The organism is Vibrio mangrovi, assembly GCF_024346955.1.
Classification (GTDB): domain Bacteria; phylum Pseudomonadota; class Gammaproteobacteria; order Enterobacterales; family Vibrionaceae; genus Vibrio; species Vibrio mangrovi.
In genome coordinates this window covers 2,346,374-2,365,681 of sequence record NZ_AP024883.1, presented here as the reverse complement: position 1 = coordinate 2,365,681, position 19,308 = coordinate 2,346,374, and the positions used below count along the sequence as shown (strand labels likewise).

Below are 19,308 nucleotides of genomic sequence, written 5' to 3'. Positions count from 1 at the left end.
GAAGTGTGACTTGAAGCTTTAAAACAGTACAGATACAATTTTTGTTATAAAAACCAGTACAGTTGAGGGTGATATGGCACGATACAAGCGATTAGCGGAGAAAATCATCGGTGAGATTCAATCCGGCAAATTGACACCGGGGTCGCGGATGCTGTCACTACGCCAGTTTGCCAGACAGCACGAAATGAGTGTCTCTACGGCGGTCAGTTGCTATGAAGAGCTTGAGTCGCTGGGCTGGCTGACATCCCGTCCTCAGGCTGGTTTTTTTGTCTCATCACGTGATGTCGTGCAGCCTCCGAGCTGGAGCAGTTTCATCAGCCGGGAGTCTTCCCCGGTCTATCAGGAAGAATTTCTCTGTAAGTTTACCGGGCCACTCGGCATGTCCTGTCTGTCTCTGAACGAGACAACGGTGACCGAATTGGAGCGAAGTTTCCGGCGGGCCAGCAAACGCATGGGAGAGCGAATTACCAAGTATCCTGAATTTCAGGGAGAAATGGGGCTGCGTCAGGCTTTGGTCGGCCACTTTCGTCACTATGGTTTTTCCTTAACGGCCGATGAGTTAGTGATTACTCATGGTTGTATCGACGCAGTCCGGACTGCACTGGAAGTGTGTACTCACCCTGGCGATACGGTAGCTATCAGCTCTCCATGCTATAACGGTCTGCTGAAATTATTAGCGCAAATGTCATTGAAAATCATCGAGATTCCGTCTCTGGAGGACGGCATTGATCTGGAACAGCTGAGCTGGCATCTCGAAGCCGGGAGCGTACAGGCAGGTCTGTTCTGTACCACACATATGAACCCACAGGGCATTACTATGAGTGTCGAACAGAAACAGCGTCTGGCTCAACTGGCGGCTCAGTATCAGATCCCGGTGATTGAAGATGATGTTTATTTTGAATTGTCTCAGCAGCACCATTTTTCTCTTCCGGCAACGTATTATGATCAGTCCGGCTATATGATCTGGTGTGGTTCGTTTTCTAAAAGTCTGTCACCCAGCTACCGATTGGGCTGGTGCAGGCCGGGGCGGTTTATGGCCAGTTTTATCGAGCGCGCTTTGGGGGTTGCGACACCGATGCAACTGGCAATGACTGACTTTATCGAATCAGGGTTGTATATGAAGCATCTGAAGATGGTGCGTCATCAGTTGATTCTCCAGACTCAGGATTACCGCCATTATTTGCAGCAGTATTTGCCGGAAAACACCCGGATTACCCAGCCACAGGGCGGGCTGGTTCTCTGGATACAGGTGCCGGGGCTGGATTCGGACGCTCTGGCTCAGGCGGCTTTGCAGGCTGGTGTCGATATCCGTGTCGGGTCACAGTTCACTTCTCTGGGTCGTTACCGGGACTGTTTGCGGATCAATATCGGTTATCCGTTTGATGAAACGATCCGGGTAGAGCTGGATCGGCTGATCGCACTTATCAGACAGTTGACTGATGTGAACGGCGGCGATATTGCCGGTAGCCGCTGAATCCGAGCAGTAAACCACCCAGCAGGCCCAGCAGATGAGCCTGAATTGCAACCGGCGCTTCAATCAGGGCACTGGTTGTTGGCGAAGCGCCGAAACACTGTTCCCAGATGACTTTAGCGCATACGGCTAACACCAGTAACCAACTGCTTTTTCTGCCTGACAGAGCCTCAGTCAGAGCATAACCGGCAAACAGACCATGCAGAGCTCCGGACAGTCCGACATAGCGGTAAAGTGAGGTCCAGAGCAGTCCGATTCCGACGAAAACGCAAAGGAGTAATAACCGGATCAGCAGTGAGCGGGCGGAGGGTTTAAAAATCAGAGTAATAAGCCATAATGCAGCCAGATTCATCAACAGATGAGCCCTATTGGTGTGGGTCAGATTTCCTGTTACGATCCGCCACCACTGACCTGCGTAGATAGCCTGATGATCCCAGACCAGAGTATCTGCCAACGGAGAAAACTGAGCGAGGATACAGATGAAACTGATCAGAACAAGGGCAAGATACAGATGAGATCTCGTTATTGTATTCAGTGTCAAAAAGCGCATAAGGCCTGTCTTTGCTCCACAATTGTTCCGCTATCATCAGCGGTTGAGCTTATCATTCTTCAACATCCGACTGAAGTCCGTAAACCAGCCGGAACGGCAAGAATACTGACCTTATCACTGAAAAATGCCCAGTGTCTGGTTGGGGAGAACTTCACGGACCACGATGAGCTGAATGCATTACTCCGTGAGCCTGATGTTTGCCATTATGTGTTATATCCCGGAGATGATTCAGAATGTGTCGGTGTTATTGAACCGCCACAAACAGAGCAGCAGAGAAGACGGGTGATTCTGCTCGATGGAACCTGGAAAAAAGCCTATAAAATGTGGCAGTTATCGACCAATCTGCATTCACTTCCCAGACTGCATCTGCCGGAATCTCTGCAAGGGGATTACCGGATCCGCAAAGCGCCCCGGGACAACTGTCTTTCAACTGTTGAAGCCGGGTATCATCTGTTGTCGGCATGGCAACCTCATCTGGATTTCAGCCCGCTGCTGCACAGCTTTGAGCAGATGATTCAGTTTCAGCTGGCACAGATGCCGCCGGAAGTGAGAGATCGCTATCCGGCATCTGACTGAGCCATATTCATTTAGATCACATTTTTATCCGGATTGGTATTATGCGTGATAAATGACCTGCTTAATGACATCAGCAAACTGTTGGCGGCTACGGTCTTCCAGTTCATGATGCCCGTCTTTTATACACTGTTTTCCGGCGACAAAGACATCTTTAATCAGGTTCTCATTACAGGCGAATAGCCAGCGGTTGATGATATCCGGAGCCTGACTTGCCATCAGCAAAGGATGATTTGAGTCTAAGACCATAAAATCGGCACGACATCCGGCAGTCAGTCCTAACTTCACGCCACAAGCCTGACTACCACCGCTTAAAGCCTGAGCATACAGGTAATCACCGACGCTATTTTGTGAGTCACTGTACAAGCGGTTGCGCTGTTGATCCCGCAGGCGCTGGCTGTATTCCAACAGTCGCAATTCATCAACAATAGACAGACTGACATGACTGTCCGAGCCGATTCCCCATCGTCCTCCGGCCCGGGTAAAGTCGACACCGGGGAAAATACCATCACCCAGATTGGCTTCTGTGCTCGGGCATAATCCGACAACCGCACCACTGTTTGCGATTCTGTGAATTTCTCCGCCATCCAGATGTGTTGCATGAATCAGGCACCAGCGTTCATTCAGTCCGATGTGACTGTCGAGCCATTCTACCGGGCGTTGTCCGCTCCAGTGAACACAGTCACTAACTTCCTTGTGTTGTTCTGCAATGTGAATGTGTATTGGCTGACCGGCATCAAGCTCAGCCAGCACCTCCTGAATCTGTTGTGGACTGACTGCCCGTAATGAGTGAAAGCAGATCCCAAGATGGTGGCGGCTGTGATCCCGCATGGTATGAGTAAGCTGATGCTGTAGTTTCAGGTAACTTTCTGATGAATGGATAAAACGGGCTTGTCCGGAATCCGGAGTCTGAGCGCCAAAACCGGCGTAACGGTACAGCACCGGCAGTAGTGTCATTCCTATCCCGGAACGTTCGGCAGCATCGAGTAACTGATAAGACATTTCTGCCGGATCAGCATAAGGTTTACCGGACGGGTCATGATGCAGATAATGAAATTCACCAACTTGCGTATATCCGGCTTTGAGCATATCGATATATAACTGAGTTGCGATGATGTTGACCTGCTGTGGGGAGAGCCGACTTACAATTTTGTACATTAAGTCACGCCAGCTCCAGAAACTGTCATCAGGATTCAGACTGACTTCCGCCATACCTGCCATGACGCGCTGAAAAGCGTGTGAGTGGACATTCACCATCGTCGGCAGAACCGGCCCTTGCATATGCAGTGCACCACCCGGAGGCTCAGCATTGGCAGAAACCCGGGTAAATTCGCCGTTGATAATTTCCAGAACAACGTTGTGCTGCCAGCCAGTCGGCAGGCATGCACGTTCAGCAAAAATAACAGTATTTGCTTCCTTGTCAGTCATTATGCTTTCCTGATTTCTGAGTTGCTGTGAGTCTATCAGAATCTATCTTGTATATACAAGCATAATCCTTGTCTATGCCTATCCTGTTAAGTCTGGGATTTTTCCGCTATAATCCGGCTTTTATAGTGCCAGTGAATAGCAGTAACTAAGATGGAAAATTCGACCACCCACATGATGTTCCACCTGTCCCGGCTTATTGATGAGTCGCCCGGCCCGATCTATGCCAAGGTCAAGCAGGCCATATGCAGACAGATAGACAGCGGAGAGTGGTTGCCGGATCAGAGAGTTCCTTCGGAGTCTGAAATGGTCAAGGCTTTGAATGTCAGCCGTATGACCATCAACCGTGCCTTACGTGAGCTGACCGATGAAGGCGTGCTCATGCGCCAGCAGGGTGTCGGGACTTTTGTCGCGAGGAAAAAATCCCATTCGGCCCTTTTCGAAGTGCACAATATTGCCGATGAGATTGCCAGCCGGGGTCACAGTCATCACGCTGAGTTGATTGAAATAAAACTGGCAAAGGCGACCATGGAAGAAGCCATGAACCTTGGCGTCCGGACCAATCACAGTATATTCCGGGCCACGATTCTGCACTATGAGAACGATCTTCCTATTCAAATCGAGTATCGCGTGGTCAATGCCGAGCTGGCTCCCGAATACGATCAACAGGACTTCCAGCATAATGGCGCTTATCACTATCTGATGAAAGTCGCCCCGATGACTGAAGGTGAACACCTTGTTGAAGCGGTGAACGCATCTCCTGCCGAATGCAAATTACTGCGAATCGATGCCGCAGAACCGTGTCTGCAGATCAAGCGACGCACCTGGTGCCGGGAACAACTGGTGACCAATGCCCGGCTGATTTCTCCGGGCTCCAGATTCCAGCTGTTTGGTCATTTCGCACAATAGTGACCTCACGAAAGGTCAATACACTCTAGAGTGTACTCTAAGGGCAAGGCATAAACCTTTGCCCTTTTTTGTGAGGGAAAGTTTGTGAGGAAAATACTTGCGCTGTATCCGGTTTACTCTTATTGTTTTGTGACTTGTATAGACATGTAATGTCATGATGGATAATTAAGGCGTCAGACTTTAAGCATACGTGATGGAGAACTTAGCTCATGCTCGAATTAACGTTACAACCCGGAAATATCACTTTGGCTGAATTGCGTCAGATCAGCCGTGAGCCGGTCAGAATCTCACTGGATAAACAAGCCATTGCCGGTATTCACGCCAGCACCGAGGTTGTGAATCGGGTTATTGCCGAGGATCAGGCCGTTTACGGGATTAATACCGGTTTCGGTTTGCTGGCGAATACCCGGATTGCAGCAGAAGATTTAGACCAACTGCAGCGGAGTATTGTTTTGTCCCATGCGGCCGGGATCGGGGAATTCATGAGTGATGCAACGGTCCGGCTGATGATGGTACTCAAAGTGAACAGTCTGGCCCGGGGTTACTCCGGGATTCGGCTCTCAGTTATTGAAGCAATCATCACCCTGATTAATAAAGAAATATATCCTTGTGTTCCACAGAAAGGCTCTGTCGGTGCATCCGGTGATCTGGCACCGCTGGCTCATATGAGTGCCGTCCTTCTGGGAGAAGGACAGGCACGTTATAAAGGCGAAATTATTTCTGGTCAGGCAGCGTTGGCGATTGCCGGAATGGCGCCGATTCAACTTGCTCCCAAAGAAGGGCTTGCATTGCTCAACGGCACTCAGGCGTCCACGGCATTTGCCTTGGAAGGCCTGTTCTCGGCGGAAGATCTCTATGCTTCTGCCATTGTGTGCGGTTCTCTTTCGGTCGAAGCGGCGCTGGGTAGCCGTCGTCCGTTTGATGAGCGGATTCATGCCGTCCGGGGACACCGGGGACAGATCGATGCCGCTGCTGCTTTCCGGCATCTGTTGACTGAGAACAGTGAACTGGGGGAATCCCATTCAGGCTGTGAAAAAGTGCAGGACCCTTACTCTTTACGCTGTCAGCCGCAGGTGATGGGTGCGTGCTTAGAGCAGATCAGACATGCAGCGAAGACATTACTTGTAGAGGCAAATTCAGTGTCGGATAACCCACTGGTGTTTGCCGAGCAGGGTGACATTATTTCCGGCGGGAACTTCCATGCAGAACCGGTGGCCTTTGCGGCCGATAATCTGGCGCTTGCGATTGCAGAAATCGGTAGTCTGTCGGAGCGTCGTATGGCACTGCTGATCGATAGTCATCTGAGTAAACTGCCCCCGTTTCTGGTGGAAAATGGTGGCGTGAACTCAGGGTTCATGATTGCTCAGGTCACTTCTGCCGCATTGGCGAGTGAGAATAAAACCTTTGCTCATCCGGCATCGGTGGATAGTCTGCCGACTTCGGCAAATCAGGAAGACCACGTTTCCATGGCGACCTTTGCCGCCCGGCGTTTAAAAGATATGGCGGAAAACACCCGGGGCATTCTGGCCGTTGAGATACTGGCGGCGGTGCAGGGACTGGATTTTCGTGCCCCGCTGAAATCGACGGAACGGTTAGAACAGGCCAGAGCCGATCTTCGTGTTCGGGTGCCTTTTTATGACAAAGACCGGTATTTCGCGGCAGACATTGAGAAAGCTAATGCACTGTTAGCCGAAGCCGTACACAACGAACTCATGCCCGCAGGTTTACTGCCAAGCACTTCAAGTGGTCACTATGAATAAACAGATTGAATTCGATTCACTCTGGTATGGTTTTCACGCTGCAACCATGGTGAATGGTAAATACAGCACGATAGCAGATGCAGCGATCGGGGTTCGGGACGGGCGGATTCAATGGATTGGCCCACGATGTGATTTACCACTTTATCAGGCCGGTCAGGAACATGACCTGAACGGTGGCTGGGTAACACCCGGTTTAATCGACTGCCACACCCATCTGGTGTTTGGTGGTAATCGTGCCCATGAGTTTGAGCAGCGCCTCAATGGTATAAGCTATCAGGAGATCGCCGGGCAGGGCGGTGGTATTGCTGCTTCCGTCAGGGCAACCCGTGAAGAAAGTCATGAGCAGTTGCTTGTCTCCGCCGGCAGAAGGCTGAAATCTCTGATGCAAGATGGTGTCACGACACTGGAAATCAAATCAGGTTATGGTTTGTCTGTGCCCCATGAGGTGAAGATGCTGGAAGTCGCGGGAACGCTGGCAGAACAGTTTCCGGTTGATATCCGGACCACCTGTCTGGCTGCCCATGCAGTGCCGCCGGAATATCACAACCGGGCCGATGACTATATTGATTATCTCTGTGAGACGCTACTGCCGGAGATTGCCCGGCTTGGTATCGCGGATGCAGTGGATGCATTTTGTGAAACGATCGCATTCACTCCTGATCAGGTCAGACGCTACTTTCAAACTGCACAGTCTTTGGGGTTGCCTGTCAAGCTCCATGCAGAGCAGCTTTCTTCTCTGGGAGGTGCGAGTCTGGCTGCCCGTTTTCAGGCGCTCTCCGCTGACCATCTGGAATATATGACCGAAGACGATGTCGCTGCAATGCATGCATCAGGCACGGTTGCCGTGTTGTTACCGGGAGCTTTTTTTACCCTGAAAGAAACCCGGCAGCCTCCGGTGGATCTGTTACGTCGCTATCATGTTCCTGTTGCTATCGCGACCGATATTAATCCCGGAACGTCTCCGGTGCTTTCATTACGTCTGATGATGAACATGGCCTGCACTCTGTTTGGTCTGACACCGGAAGAAGCACTGGCAGCAACAACCACTTATGCAGCACAGGCACTGGGGCTGGCGGAAAGCCACGGGCAACTGAGTGTCGGGAAAATCGCTGATTTTGTCTGTTGGGATGTGACCAGTCCGGGGGAACTCAGCTACTGGCTTGGTGGTAATCTGCTGAAAAAACGGGTGAAAGCGGGGGAAATCAGTCATGTCTAATCAAATCGACAGGCCATTTAGTTTTCGGCAGGGCAATAGTTCGCTTTTAGTCAGTATGCCTCATTCCGGTACGGTGCTGCTCCCAGAAATGGAGAAGAGACTTACAGAGGCCGCCAGAAACCTTCCGGATACAGACTGGTATCTGCCCGAACTGTATGACTTCTTAAATCAGATGGATGTGAGCGTCATCCATGCAAACTACTCCCGCTATGTCATCGACCTGAATCGCCCGGTGGATGATAAGCCGCTGTATGCCGGCCGGACGACCGGGCTGTTTCCGGAGATTTTATTCTCTGATCAGGCGGTATTTCTGGAAGGACAGCAGTTTGATGAAGCAACTAAAAGTCGTATCAAAGCGGAAGTCTGGCTTCCTTATCATCAGAAAATCGGGGAAGAACTACAACGGATTCAGGCACAGCATGGCTATGCCATTCTGTTCGATGCCCACAGTATTGCCGCTCAGGTGCCGATGTTGTTTGACGGGACGCTACCGGATTTTAATTTTGGCAATAATGATGGGCATGCCTGCCCGGTGAACCTGATGGCAAATCTGGCTGACATTGTTTGTCAGAGTTCATTCAGCCATGTATGCAATGGCCGTTTCAAAGGCGGATATATTACCCGCCACTTTGGTCAGCCGGAACATCATATCCATGCCATTCAACTGGAACTTTCTCAGGCGACTTATCTTGCCGACCGTCATCAAGACCAGCATCAGGGACATCAGCCGGACTATCAACTCGATCACACGAAAAAGCAGCGCGTTGGTGCTGTTTTACACCAATTAATTGAAGCACTGTTAGCTTACGGTCAGTCCGGCGAATTGAAGCTGGGAACAAATTGAAGCAGGGAATAAACTGAGGTGAATGATATGATTTTTAAGGAAATGATTTTAGCCGGAATCCCTGAGGTTCTGCCGCCAAAACGCGAACGGGATGAAAACCTGAGCCATGCGCCCAAAAGAAAAGATATTCTGAGCCGGGAAGAGAAAAAACTGGCAGTCCGAAATGCGCTGCGTTACTTCGACAAGCGGCATCATCCGGTGCTGGCACAGGAGTTCTATGCGGAACTGGAAACTTACGGCCGGATCTATATGTACCGTCTGATGCCGGAGTATAAGATTACGGCCCGCTCTATCGATGAGTACCCGCATCAGTCGAAGCAGGCGGCAGCCATTATGCTGATGTTGAGTAATAATCTTGATGAAGCCATTGCACAGCATCCACAGGAACTGATTACTTATGGCGGTAATGGCGCAGTGTTCTCGAACTGGGCACAATACCGCCTGACCATGAAGTATCTGGCGGAGATGACCGATGAACAGACTCTGGTACTCTATTCCGGGCATCCGATGGGACTTTATCCGTCGCATCCGAACGCACCCAGAGTGGTCGTGACCAACGGCATGATGATTCCGAATTATTCCAAACCGGATGACTGGGAAAGATTCAACGCGCTGGGTGTGACTCAGTACGGCCAGATGACCGCCGGGTCATTTATGTATATCGGTCCTCAGGGAATTGTCCACGGCACGACCATTACCGTGATGAATGCTGTGAGAATGAAAAGTGACCGAGATCCGGCCCAATTGCCGCTGTTTGTCACTTCCGGTCTCGGCGGTATGAGTGGTGCCCAGCCGAAAGCCGCCGTGATCGCCAAAACCATCGGAATTATTGCCGAAATCAATCCGAAGGCGGCGTATAAACGACACGAACAGGGCTGGGTTGATGAGGTTCATCCGGATCTCGATGCACTCATTGAGCGGGTGCATGTCGCACGCGCTGAAAATAAACCGGTTTCCTTGGCTTACCTGGGGAATATTGTTGACCTGTGGGAAAGACTTGCCCAAGAAGATATTCCTATCGATCTGGGATCGGATCAGACCTCGCTGCACAACCCGTGGGCCGGTGGTTATTATCCGGTCGGTTACACCTTTGAGCAATCCAATACAATGATGGCCAGTGCACCGGAGAAATTCAGAGCGGCGGTACAGGACACGTTGAAACGGCATGTCAGCGCTATCAATCAACTGACAGCCAAAGGGATGTACTTTTTTGACTACGGTAATGCATTCCTGCTGGAAGCCAGCCGGGCCGGTGCTGATATTCTGAAAGCGGACGGTTCATTTAAGTATCCTTCGTATGTCGAGGATATTATGGGACCGATGTGTTTCGATTATGGATTCGGCCCTTTCCGGTGGGTGTGCTCTTCTTCTGACCCGCAGGATCTGGACATCACAGATCAGATCGCCGCAGAAATTCTTGAGCAGATGCATCAGCAGGCACCAAAAGAGATTCGCCAGCAGATTGCGGACAATCTGTCATGGATTAAGCAAGCGCAGCAGAATAAGCTGGTGGTGGGATCTCAGGCGCGGATTTTATATGCCGATGCCGAAGGACGGATGAGAATTGCGGCTGCCTTTAATCAGGCGGTGAGAAGCGGCAGGATCTCAGCTCCGGTGATTCTCGGGCGCGATCATCACGATGTCTCCGGAACCGACTCTCCGTATCGGGAGACTTCTAATATTTATGATGGATCACGATTCACGGCGGATATGGCGATTCACAACGTAATCGGTGATTCATTCCGTGGTGCGACCTGGGTCAGTATTCATAACGGTGGTGGTGTCGGATGGGGCGAAGTGATCAACGGCGGTTTTGGCATGGTACTGGATGGTTCGGATGAATGTGATACCCGGCTGAAATCGATGTTGCACTGGGATGTCAACAACGGTATTTCCCGCCGAAGCTGGGCCAGAAACGACGGCGCGATGTTTGCGATTCAACGGGCAATGGCAATAGAACCGAGACTGAAAGTCACGATACCGGAACTGGCTGATGACGAGCTGTTGGATATGGTCGTGAAATAGTAAACATACAAGGGCATGGATGCCCTTATATAAGCGCACATGGATGTTTTAAGCGGTTTGTAGAACCATATCCATTCAGAGCATATTCTTATCCAGATTGGTATTAGTTAACCTGAAATTTTATCAAAGGTTGTGGTACAACTACCGCAGAATATGTCCATAAATACTTCAACTTCAGGCATGGTTTCGACCAGCTTCTCAATAGTGCCGTCGAGGCCTTCTTTTACATGGACGAACTCATCATTGTTAAAGCGTAATTCATTCAATGTCTTGATATACGCGGCAAGCACGTCGGCAGCTTTGACGATGGCCTTATACTCGGCATCAACATTTTTCTGGACCAGCAGATCGGCGAATTCGTCGCGGAGATCTTCCGGCAGAGTTTCCAGACATTCCTTCTCGGCTATATCTTCAAGTTTTTTAAAGGCCGCAGTAAATTCCGGACTATGGTACTTGGTCTTTGAATTAATATCCTGAAGCTTCGTTTCTGAAATTTCATGATAAATCGCAATGACTGCGGCTCTTTCCGGGCTCAGATTGCCACCGAAGCGTTTATTCTTAATCACGGTCAGCAAATGAGCGATAACGGAAACCTGATGAGAATGCTCAGAAACATTCTCTTCCTGAAAACAATGCATCAGTGCCCAGCGCTTGATAAGCGGCATTCGGGTCACCCATGCCATGAAAGTGCTCTGTTTTTTCTTCACTGGATTATCCTTGTGATACCACATGAGGTTACATGTACCGATGAGTGGATCATCGTCTTTTGGTTATGGTACATGATTTAGTTTGTGTGCATCAAACTGCAACCAAAATGACTTGAGGGAGGGTACGTTTAAGCGGTCAAAGAGTATTCACGAAAATTCCCCCGAGTGTTTACTCTATGAGCCCTATAATCCTTTAAGCCAATGCAGCATTATCACAGAGAAGTTACTATTATCGGCTGTGGGAGGCCTTATGGAAAAAAATGTTATTACTAAGACTGGATATTGTGTTAACACTAAATGTAGTTTGTTTAATCAGCCAGTTATATCAGAAGGGGCCAAACTACCAAGTTGCAGTAAATGCGGTAAAAGCCGCTTGCCCAAGCCGAAAACTCAACAAGTTACCACACAAGTTCTACCTGTTGATGAAAGTAATCCCTTTATAACTCGTTCAAAAACAATTCAGGCGAGTATTGATCCCATACCGAAGACTCCAGCTCCTTGTGGGATGGGTATGCCACCACCACAAGTTTGTGTGTTAAATATCCACGGACATGGAGGACGATTAATTGATTTTGAGCCTGTAGAAATACTACTTCCCCAAAATATTGAAATTGCCTATTGGATACCTGATGGCCGTCAGTTATCAAATAGTGTGACTTTTGATAAGCAAGGGACTCCTAGTGATAAAGCGTTAGAACTTGTTAATTCTGCAACCTATAACTATTTTACGTGGTCACTACAATCCGAAGAATTAGGTATGCACAGGCCAGATTTTCATAATGAAGGACTGCATTCAGCAATTATGCAGACAATTAGGGGAGAGCCGGCTGGATGGAGTGTTGATATTGGCATCGGAAGTAATTATAAACATGGTGTTGTTTATTTGTCTGATATCGTTAATTTAATATCTCATTTAGGGTATAAGCAATATTGGCGAATTAACTGGGTATGTTGTAGAGAACATATGCCTAATGAAGACGGTGTCCTACCGTTGCGAATGTATCCTGAAATCACGTCGTAAAAAATTAGTAGGACAGACACCTTTTGGTCTAAGGTAATGGCGGAATCCTATACACAGACCTTAACGGATAACCAGTGGGATACCGATGAAATGCTGGATCTATCTATGATTCTGATGTTATGAGATGTTCTGGAAGATTCAGGGTTTAAACAGAATAAATTCGGGTAGGACATAGCTCGTTAACCAAACCCCATTCTCAGAAACATAAAAAATCAAAGCCTTGTTCGTGCATGAGACGGGCTTTGATTTTCAGAACGGCAGGTTTGCCATATCGCTGACCGACAGCGATTGCTGTTTCAGTATTCGCAGAAAGATGGACATGCTGACGTTGTTGAGGTTTCAAGCCTTGTTCAAGGATACTGTCTAAAAATCGGGTTGCTGTACCGTGGTATAAAAATTCAGGTGGAGTCACAGGTTTTAATTGCAAATCCACATGAATCGAATGCCCTTGATTGGCACGAATATGTTCACCATCTTCAGATATGATAAAACGTTGCTTATCACTGCTCTTTACAACTTCCTGAATCAATGCCTTATCAATATGTTTTATTTCATCGGAACGAGAAGTTTTATTAACCAACTCATCAATGTTAGCCCAACCGTAGGGATCAAGAGTTAAGCCAATAGCCTCTGGTTTATGACGTAACACGAAACTTAAAAATTTACCGATGTGCTTAAGTTGATTTTTGGAAGTCATTTTTTATCTTCTCTCTATTCTTAAAATTAATTACCTATCTTTTTCCGACAAACCCGTTCCACCAATCCTTTCAGCCGCTGCACTTCGCCTTCCAGAAACTCCAATTCCTCAACCGTAATTTCATAATGTTCCGAATAGCGGGCTTCAATATACGCCCGTTGCAGGCGGCGGAAGCAGCGGCGGTGGAATTTATTGTCGAGCGGGAAAATTGTCGCAAACTCAGGATCGATTTGGGTGCACAGTTTACTTAGTTTTTCAATGTCGTGGGATTTAGGTAAGTAGTTGGTGCAGGTGAGTAGAGTGCAGGAATAACATTTTTCTGTGGCTTGATGGAGCATAAATGCTGCGTGAATCCAATCTTCATCAGAAACAGCAACGTCATAATAGCGAAAAAAACGATGGGCTGAATAAGACCACTGCTCATAATGCTTGCGGGCAATTTCCTGCTTTTCTGCCTCAGTCAAATCTCCTGGTTCCGCCAGTGGTTTCGGTGTGGCGGCAAACAGTTCAATGCCTTCTTCGCGGATATCTTTAAAGAAGTAATGACCCTGTTGCAGCCGTTCGTTGACTTCGCGTAGATCGTGGACGATTAATCCCAGCGGTGCGGAGGTGACTTTACGGTCAATCTGCTCTTTGGCCCGTTGCCAGACAATATCTTCCTCAACCAGTGCCGGTTTGTTCACAATCACCAGAATATCGTAGTCGCTGATATAGCCATTGACCGGGTCGTTGACCCAACTGCCTTTAGCGTGGCTGCCGAACAGGATGATTTTCAGAATGCGAAACTCACTTTTACTCCCGGTTTTGCCCTGAAGGTAATCTTCCAGTGTATCGCGCAGAATGGTTGATATGCTGGTAAGCTCCTGCTGTTTGGCTTCGGGCAGATGGTCGAGGGATGTTTTCATAAAGCAAGTTTGGTCTGTATGGATTGAATTGCTATAGGATAAAAGAAGCGGGTAGTAAAAAACACTATTTGTCATGGTATTAGTGTTGTTGTTGGGGGAAATGCGACGGGGTTCTTTTTCTTTTCCCATCATTTTCTTAGCCTCTGGCTCTGAGGTATGACGCACAATGTGTTTTTTTGATTTCAGAGGCATCGGTGCTCTGTGCGCCAGTTACTCTTGCAGAGATGCAAGAGTAACCAGAAAATCTTTTGTCTGGCTGAGTCACTGGTGGTCCAGAACCGGCTTTTAAGTGCATCCATGCCCTGAAAAGCCTAATCATTCTTCCGTGAATGATTTTCTTAGTTGAGTGGTTAATTTATATTCAGTGGAACATTTTTTAAAAGCCAAATTGAACGATGGACTCAGGGGAAAAATCAGGGATGATTTTTCAGCATCCCATAACAAAAAAAGCTTGAGCAGGAGCGAATAAATCCGCCCCTGATAATGTGCACTGAACTCAAAAAAGATGTTTTTGGTTCCTTTTGACATCTATCAAAAGGAACTGGGGCTCGGGTGATCATGTGGCTGAAATGGATGAAGCCTGAGCGCACCAAACCACAGCCACATATAAATGCACCATTATTCCCAATTCCCAGCCTCCGGCTCTGAGGTATGACGTACAATTTGCCTTTATTTTGTGTCCTTATTTAGGGCGTGTGTCCTCGTAAGATTTCTTTATGCATTGTTACGTCAATTTAATAAAAGGTGTGCTTATTTTAAAATCTAACAATAAATAATGTCAGATACTGAATTGTCCTCTCAAATAATCGTTTAAATTGAGTGATCTTGTTATTTTTTTTTGATAATTACATTATCAAATTAATTTTTATTCTAAGTGTCTTTGTTTTCGGAAATATTTGCTTTGTCCATTCTGGGTATGACTTCTACAATATTTATCACTTAACTCTTTTTACAATAAAAGTAATGTGTTAAGTCAAACAAAAGTTTGCTTGCAATAAGGCAAATTGTACTTAACGGCCCAACCTCTGTAAGTGGTATTGGTGAGAGGTCAAACTGGAGAATAATAATGGTTATAATGAAAACTACTACCACTTACACAAAAAAGATCTTGACGATTCTGACCGTAACTGCGGCCGTTTTGTCGACAGCTACCAGTGGAGCAGAAACCCTCATCCCGAACGAAACCGGCACCCACAATGGTGACTACGATTACGCCCCTGATACCGTTTCTATGCCATTAAACCCGAGCAGTACCGACATTGTGGTACGCGCGATGGGTGCCAGCGGACAAGAGCACATCAACCTACTGATTGGCGGTGCTGTGGTGGCCGACTGGACTCTGAACAACGGTTTTCAGGAGTACACCTACAGCGGTAAAGCGGCCGGAGATATACAAGTTCAGTATGACAATGATACCTACGGCCGTGATGTTGTATTAGACTGGGTCTATGTCAACGGTGAGACCCGACAGGCTGAAGATATGGAATACAACACTTCTACCTATGGCAATGGTCAGTGTGGTGGTGGCTCATACTCTGAAAACATGGACTGTAATGGTAGCATCGGCTTTGGTAATACCGACGATTGCTTTAGCGGCAACTGTTCTGCCAATGGTGGGAACGGGGGTAACAACGGCCAGTGCAATGGTTATGTCGGTATCACTTTCGATGACGGCCCTACCAGCAATACGGGTACGCTAATCAACCTTCTGAAGCAAAATAACCTTAAACCGGTAACGTGGTTTGTCTGGGGGAGACGTGTAAGTGATAACCTGTCGATGGTATCTCGTATGCAAGAGGTGGGTGAGGCACAAAACCACAGTTATACTCATCCCCACATGACGAATTACAGTTATCAGCAAATCATCGATGAGTTAAGCCGAACCAGTCAGATCATCCAAAATGCCGGGGCTCCGGCACCGACATTGTATCGTCCGCCATATGGTGAGGTTAACTCAACGATCCGCCAGGCAGCACAAAATCTTGGTATGCGCCTGATTACCTGGGATGTGGATTCCCAAGACTGGAACAACGCGAGCACCAGCGCCATTGTCGATGCTGCCAATCGACTGCAAAACGGACAGGTCATTTTAATGCACGATGGCTACAGAAACACCAACAATGCCATTGCACAAATTGCCCGTAATTTGAAAGCGAAGGGGTTATGCCCCGGGCGGATCGATCCATACAGCGGTAAAGCAGTCGCGCCGTAACCAGTTTGGGCGAAACACTTTTCGCCGGCCCTGAGGTATGACGCACAATGTGTTTTTTCGATTTCAGAGGTATTGATGCTCTGTGCGCCAGTTACTCTTGCAGAGATGCAAGAGTAACCAGAAAATCTTTTGTCTGGCTGAGTCACTGGTGGTCCAGAACCGGCTTTTAAGTGCATCCATGCCCTGAAAAGCCTAATCATTCTTCCGTGAATGATTTTCTTAGTTGAGTGGTTAATTTATATTCAGTGGAACATTTTTTAAAAGCCAGATTGAACGATGGACTCAGGGGAAAAATCAGGGATGATTTTTCAGCATCCCATAACAAAAAAAGCTTGAGCAGGAGCGAATCAATCCGCCCCTGATAATGTGTACTGAACTCAAAAAAGATGTTTTTGGTTCCTTTTGACATCTATCAAAAGGAACTGGGGCGCGGGTGATCATGTGGCTGAAATGGATGAAGCCTGAGCGTACCAAACCAACACGGCCACATATAAATGCACCATTAATCATGATACTCAAATGCGCCCAGATCCGGCGCGACGCCTTCGTAATCGTCGCCAGCATAGGTGCCGGCATCAATCAAATCACTTCCTTTTTTCAGGAGCGCATATTTGATTCTTGGCAGGGAACCATCGGCTTGGCGAGGATACATTAGCTCACGTTCATCAAGACGGACAAAGTCTTTTGATGTGATCGTAACGGGCAAGTTGAAGTAGTTGTAACTGATATCATTTTCGGTGCTATTCCCCAGATTAATTACTTCGTTATGACCATCAAATCCTAAGTTATTGCGCATGTAATGCCCGTAACCATTGACATCTGTTCGGTTGTCATCAAGGGTCGATAGCATGTTGTAGTTAGCGCTCTGGTTACGAATTGACGTGTTGTTTATCCAGTTCTGACCACCAATGTGGTGATTGGCGTAAAAGCCCGCAGAGCGGTTGCGGACTGCTAAGTTGTAGCGAATGGTGTGACGCGGAATTACACTCGGAGGTGTACTGCCGTTACGGCCGTAGCCGCCCGCTTTAAAACCATTGCCATCGCCTAGTCTGGTGAAGTCCTGGTCGTAGCCGTTGTAAAAAGCCCAGCTGTATTCGATGGTGACGGCAGCGTCGGCGTTGATTAAGTCAAAACCATCGTCACTATTAAACCAGGCACGTGAATGGCTGATGACGTTACCGGTGTAGGAAGCTGAAGTCGGGTGAGCTCCAAAGCCATCGACGTTACCATCAGAGTAACTGTTTAATCCACGGTTATTGTATGCGTCAACATTGAGGACATAATTGTTACTCCCTGCGACCAGATACCAGCCAATGGCCATCCCATCGTGAATTGCTAAGTTTTCGAAGCGGTTGCCATTGCCTTTGTTAATCATAAAAGCTTCTGACTGTGTGTGATGATCATTAATCGTGACTTGTACGCCAACCACATCAAAGCCTTTAAATACGCAGTTATCTGCGCGTACCATGAATGCAGTGTTGCGGTAGTTAGTCGGTTTCACATTCGAAAAATCGAACACCGGGCGTTCGGAGCCATAGTTAATATAGCTAATGTTGTTTTTGGTAATATTATTGACGATAGCGCGAATACTTTGATATTGAGTAATATTCGAATCGTTTAAATAATAAGTGCCACCACGGATATAAACGGTATCACCTGACGAAGCAGCAGATTGCGCTGCCATAATGGTTTTTAGCGGAGATGATAGCGTACCTGAGTTGTTGTCTGAACCATAAGGCGCAATATATAGGTTTTTGGCAGCACAAACATTACTAAACACGATAAGCATCGATATGGAGAATATTTTCATTTTCATAATTGATCCATGTGTTGTTTATTTTTTACCCAAGATATATGGGCTAATAAACAATATCTATCAATTAAGAACCGGTGTTTCATTTTTCTTGATTATGGTCACTGTTGTGCCGGTATTAACTGTTAACACTGTCTTTTTATTCTCTTTATCCTCCTTATTCTTCGGCTCTGAAATATGACGCACAATTTGTTTTAGTGATTTCAGAGGCATCGGTGCTCTGTGCGCCAGTGACTCTTGCAGAGATGCAAGAGTCACCAGAAAATCTTTTTTGTCTGGATGGAGCCGCTAGTGGTTCAGGACCGGTTTTTATGAGTCGTCCTGACTCAGAAAAACCTAGAAATCCATCCGTGGATTTCTTCCTTCGTGTAGTGGTTGATTTGGATGAAGTGAAACATTTTGTAAGTTAAGTGGGTCACGAAACTCAGGGGGGGGGAAAATCAGGGAAGATTTTTCAGGATTGCTTGAGCAGGAGCGAATCAATCCGCCCCTGATAACGCGTGCTGAAGTCAAACCTAAGGCATTTTGGGGTACTTTTGCTGCTGGGCAAAAGTACCTGGGGCGCATGTGAGAATGTTATTGAAATTGATGAAACTTGAGCGCCCCAAACCACAGCCACATATAAATGCACCATTATTCCTAATTCCCAGCCTTCGGCTCCAAAATATGACGCACAATTTGCTTTAGTGATTTCAGAGGCATCGGTGCTCTGTGCGCCAGTTACTCTTGCAGAGATGCAAGCGTAACCAGAAAATCTTTTTTTCTGGCTTGGTTACATGTGGTTCAGAACCAGCTTTTACGGGCGTCCTGCCCGGAAAAGCTTAATCATTCATCCTTGAATGATTTTCTTAGTTGGGTGGTTGATTCGCATTCAGTGAAACATTTTTAAAAGCTAAATTGGACGATGAACTCAGGGGAAAATTCCAGGGATGGAATTTTAGCTTTTCATGAGCAGGAGCGAATAAAAGCGACCCTGATAGTATGCACTGAAGCTGAAAAAGACGTTTTTGGTAACTTTTGGCGTCACCCAAAAGTTACTGATGCGCGATCACCAAGGTTGCTGAAATTGACTCAATTGGAGCGCATCAAACCCACCCGGATTAATCTGATTAAACAAATCCCTCATCAATATCTAAATGAGAAACAATTGCAAAAACAAATATCAGCTGATATGTTATAA

At 47.4% G+C, this 19,308-nt stretch carries 16 protein-coding genes; 10 read left to right on the top strand and 6 right to left on the bottom strand.

Annotated features, from left to right (window positions below):
• Positions 1–73: 73 nt before the first annotated feature.
• Positions 74–1,474: an aminotransferase-like domain-containing protein gene (locus OCU74_RS10565; protein ID WP_087479691.1), complete on the top strand. Its 1,401-nt coding sequence runs from the start codon at positions 74–76 to the stop codon at positions 1,472–1,474.
• Here OCU74_RS10565 and rrtA read toward each other — a convergent pair.
• Positions 1,425–2,021 carry a rhombosortase gene (gene rrtA, locus OCU74_RS10560; protein ID WP_087479690.1) on the bottom strand — a complete coding sequence of 199 codons (597 nt, stop codon included), beginning with the start codon at positions 2,019–2,021 and terminating at the stop codon, positions 1,425–1,427. The two genes, OCU74_RS10565 and rrtA, sit on opposite strands and share 50 nt — an antisense overlap.
• Between rrtA and OCU74_RS10555 the strand changes: the two genes are divergently transcribed.
• Positions 1,983–2,597, top strand: coding sequence for a tRNA-uridine aminocarboxypropyltransferase (locus tag OCU74_RS10555; protein WP_087479689.1), 615 nt, complete (start codon positions 1,983–1,985; stop codon positions 2,595–2,597). The genes rrtA and OCU74_RS10555 overlap by 39 nt on opposite strands.
• Before the next feature lie 39 nt (positions 2,598–2,636).
• Here OCU74_RS10555 and OCU74_RS10550 read toward each other — a convergent pair whose 3' ends face one another.
• Positions 2,637–4,022 (bottom strand): formimidoylglutamate deiminase, encoded by a 1,386-nt coding sequence (locus OCU74_RS10550; RefSeq protein ID WP_087479688.1) that lies wholly within the window; start codon positions 4,020–4,022, stop codon positions 2,637–2,639.
• Positions 4,023–4,172: 150 nt separating this feature from the next.
• On the opposite strand from OCU74_RS10550, the gene hutC reads away from it, so the two are divergent.
• The 5 genes from hutC to OCU74_RS10525 all read left to right on the top strand — a co-directional run bounded on the left by hutC (position 4,173) and on the right by OCU74_RS10525 (position 10,773).
• Complete coding sequence (gene hutC / locus OCU74_RS10545; RefSeq protein WP_087479687.1) at positions 4,173–4,928, top strand: histidine utilization repressor; 756 nt, start codon at positions 4,173–4,175, stop codon at positions 4,926–4,928.
• Between the two features lie 209 nt (positions 4,929–5,137).
• Positions 5,138–6,688: a histidine ammonia-lyase gene (gene hutH, locus OCU74_RS10540; protein WP_087479686.1), complete on the top strand. Its 1,551-nt coding sequence runs from the start codon at positions 5,138–5,140 to the stop codon at positions 6,686–6,688.
• Positions 6,681–7,904, top strand: coding sequence for an imidazolonepropionase (hutI, locus tag OCU74_RS10535; protein ID WP_087479685.1), 1,224 nt, complete (start codon positions 6,681–6,683; stop codon positions 7,902–7,904). The genes hutH and hutI overlap by 8 nt, the downstream gene beginning before the upstream one ends.
• Complete coding sequence (gene hutG / locus OCU74_RS10530) at positions 7,897–8,748, top strand: N-formylglutamate deformylase (protein ID WP_087479684.1); 852 nt, start codon at positions 7,897–7,899, stop codon at positions 8,746–8,748. Before hutI ends, hutG begins: the two co-directional genes overlap by 8 nt.
• Positions 8,749–8,775: 27 nt before the next feature.
• The gene (locus tag OCU74_RS10525; protein WP_087479683.1) at positions 8,776–10,773 is read left to right on the top strand and encodes a urocanate hydratase; all 1,998 of its coding nucleotides are present in this window, start codon (positions 8,776–8,778) and stop codon (positions 10,771–10,773) included.
• Positions 10,774–10,880: 107 nt separating this feature from the next.
• Here the strand turns inward: OCU74_RS10525 and yfbR are convergent, their stop codons facing one another.
• Positions 10,881–11,480: a 5'-deoxynucleotidase gene (gene yfbR, locus OCU74_RS10520; RefSeq protein ID WP_087479682.1), complete on the bottom strand. Its 600-nt coding sequence runs from the start codon at positions 11,478–11,480 to the stop codon at positions 10,881–10,883.
• A gap of 250 nt (positions 11,481–11,730) precedes the next feature.
• Here yfbR and OCU74_RS10515 point away from each other — a divergent pair, with 250 nt between their 5' ends.
• Positions 11,731–12,501: a putative adhesin gene (locus tag OCU74_RS10515; protein ID WP_087479681.1), complete on the top strand. Its 771-nt coding sequence runs from the start codon at positions 11,731–11,733 to the stop codon at positions 12,499–12,501.
• Between the two features lie 196 nt (positions 12,502–12,697).
• On the opposite strand, the gene OCU74_RS10510 is transcribed toward OCU74_RS10515, so the two are convergent.
• Entirely contained in the window at positions 12,698–13,198 is a 501-nt protein-coding gene (locus tag OCU74_RS10510; protein WP_200807662.1) for an RNA 2'-phosphotransferase, read from the bottom strand.
• Positions 13,199–13,224: 26 nt separating this feature from the next.
• Positions 13,225–14,103: a HEPN domain-containing protein gene (locus tag OCU74_RS10505; RefSeq protein WP_159457386.1), complete on the bottom strand. Its 879-nt coding sequence runs from the start codon at positions 14,101–14,103 to the stop codon at positions 13,225–13,227.
• A gap of 1,066 nt (positions 14,104–15,169) precedes the next feature.
• Between OCU74_RS10505 and OCU74_RS10500 the strand changes: the two genes are divergently transcribed.
• Positions 15,170–16,315 (top strand): polysaccharide deacetylase family protein, encoded by a 1,146-nt coding sequence (locus OCU74_RS10500; RefSeq protein WP_087479678.1) that lies wholly within the window; start codon positions 15,170–15,172, stop codon positions 16,313–16,315.
• A 502-nt stretch (positions 16,316–16,817) separates the two neighbouring features.
• On the opposite strand, the gene OCU74_RS10495 is transcribed toward OCU74_RS10500, so the two are convergent.
• Positions 16,818–18,131 carry a right-handed parallel beta-helix repeat-containing protein gene (locus OCU74_RS10495; protein ID WP_200807661.1) on the bottom strand — a complete coding sequence of 438 codons (1,314 nt, stop codon included), beginning with the start codon at positions 18,129–18,131 and terminating at the stop codon, positions 16,818–16,820.
• Positions 18,132–19,032: 901 nt separating this feature from the next.
• On the opposite strand from OCU74_RS10495, the gene OCU74_RS10490 reads away from it, so the two are divergent.
• Positions 19,033–19,308 (top strand): hypothetical protein, encoded by a 276-nt coding sequence (locus OCU74_RS10490; RefSeq protein ID WP_087479675.1) that lies wholly within the window; start codon positions 19,033–19,035, stop codon positions 19,306–19,308.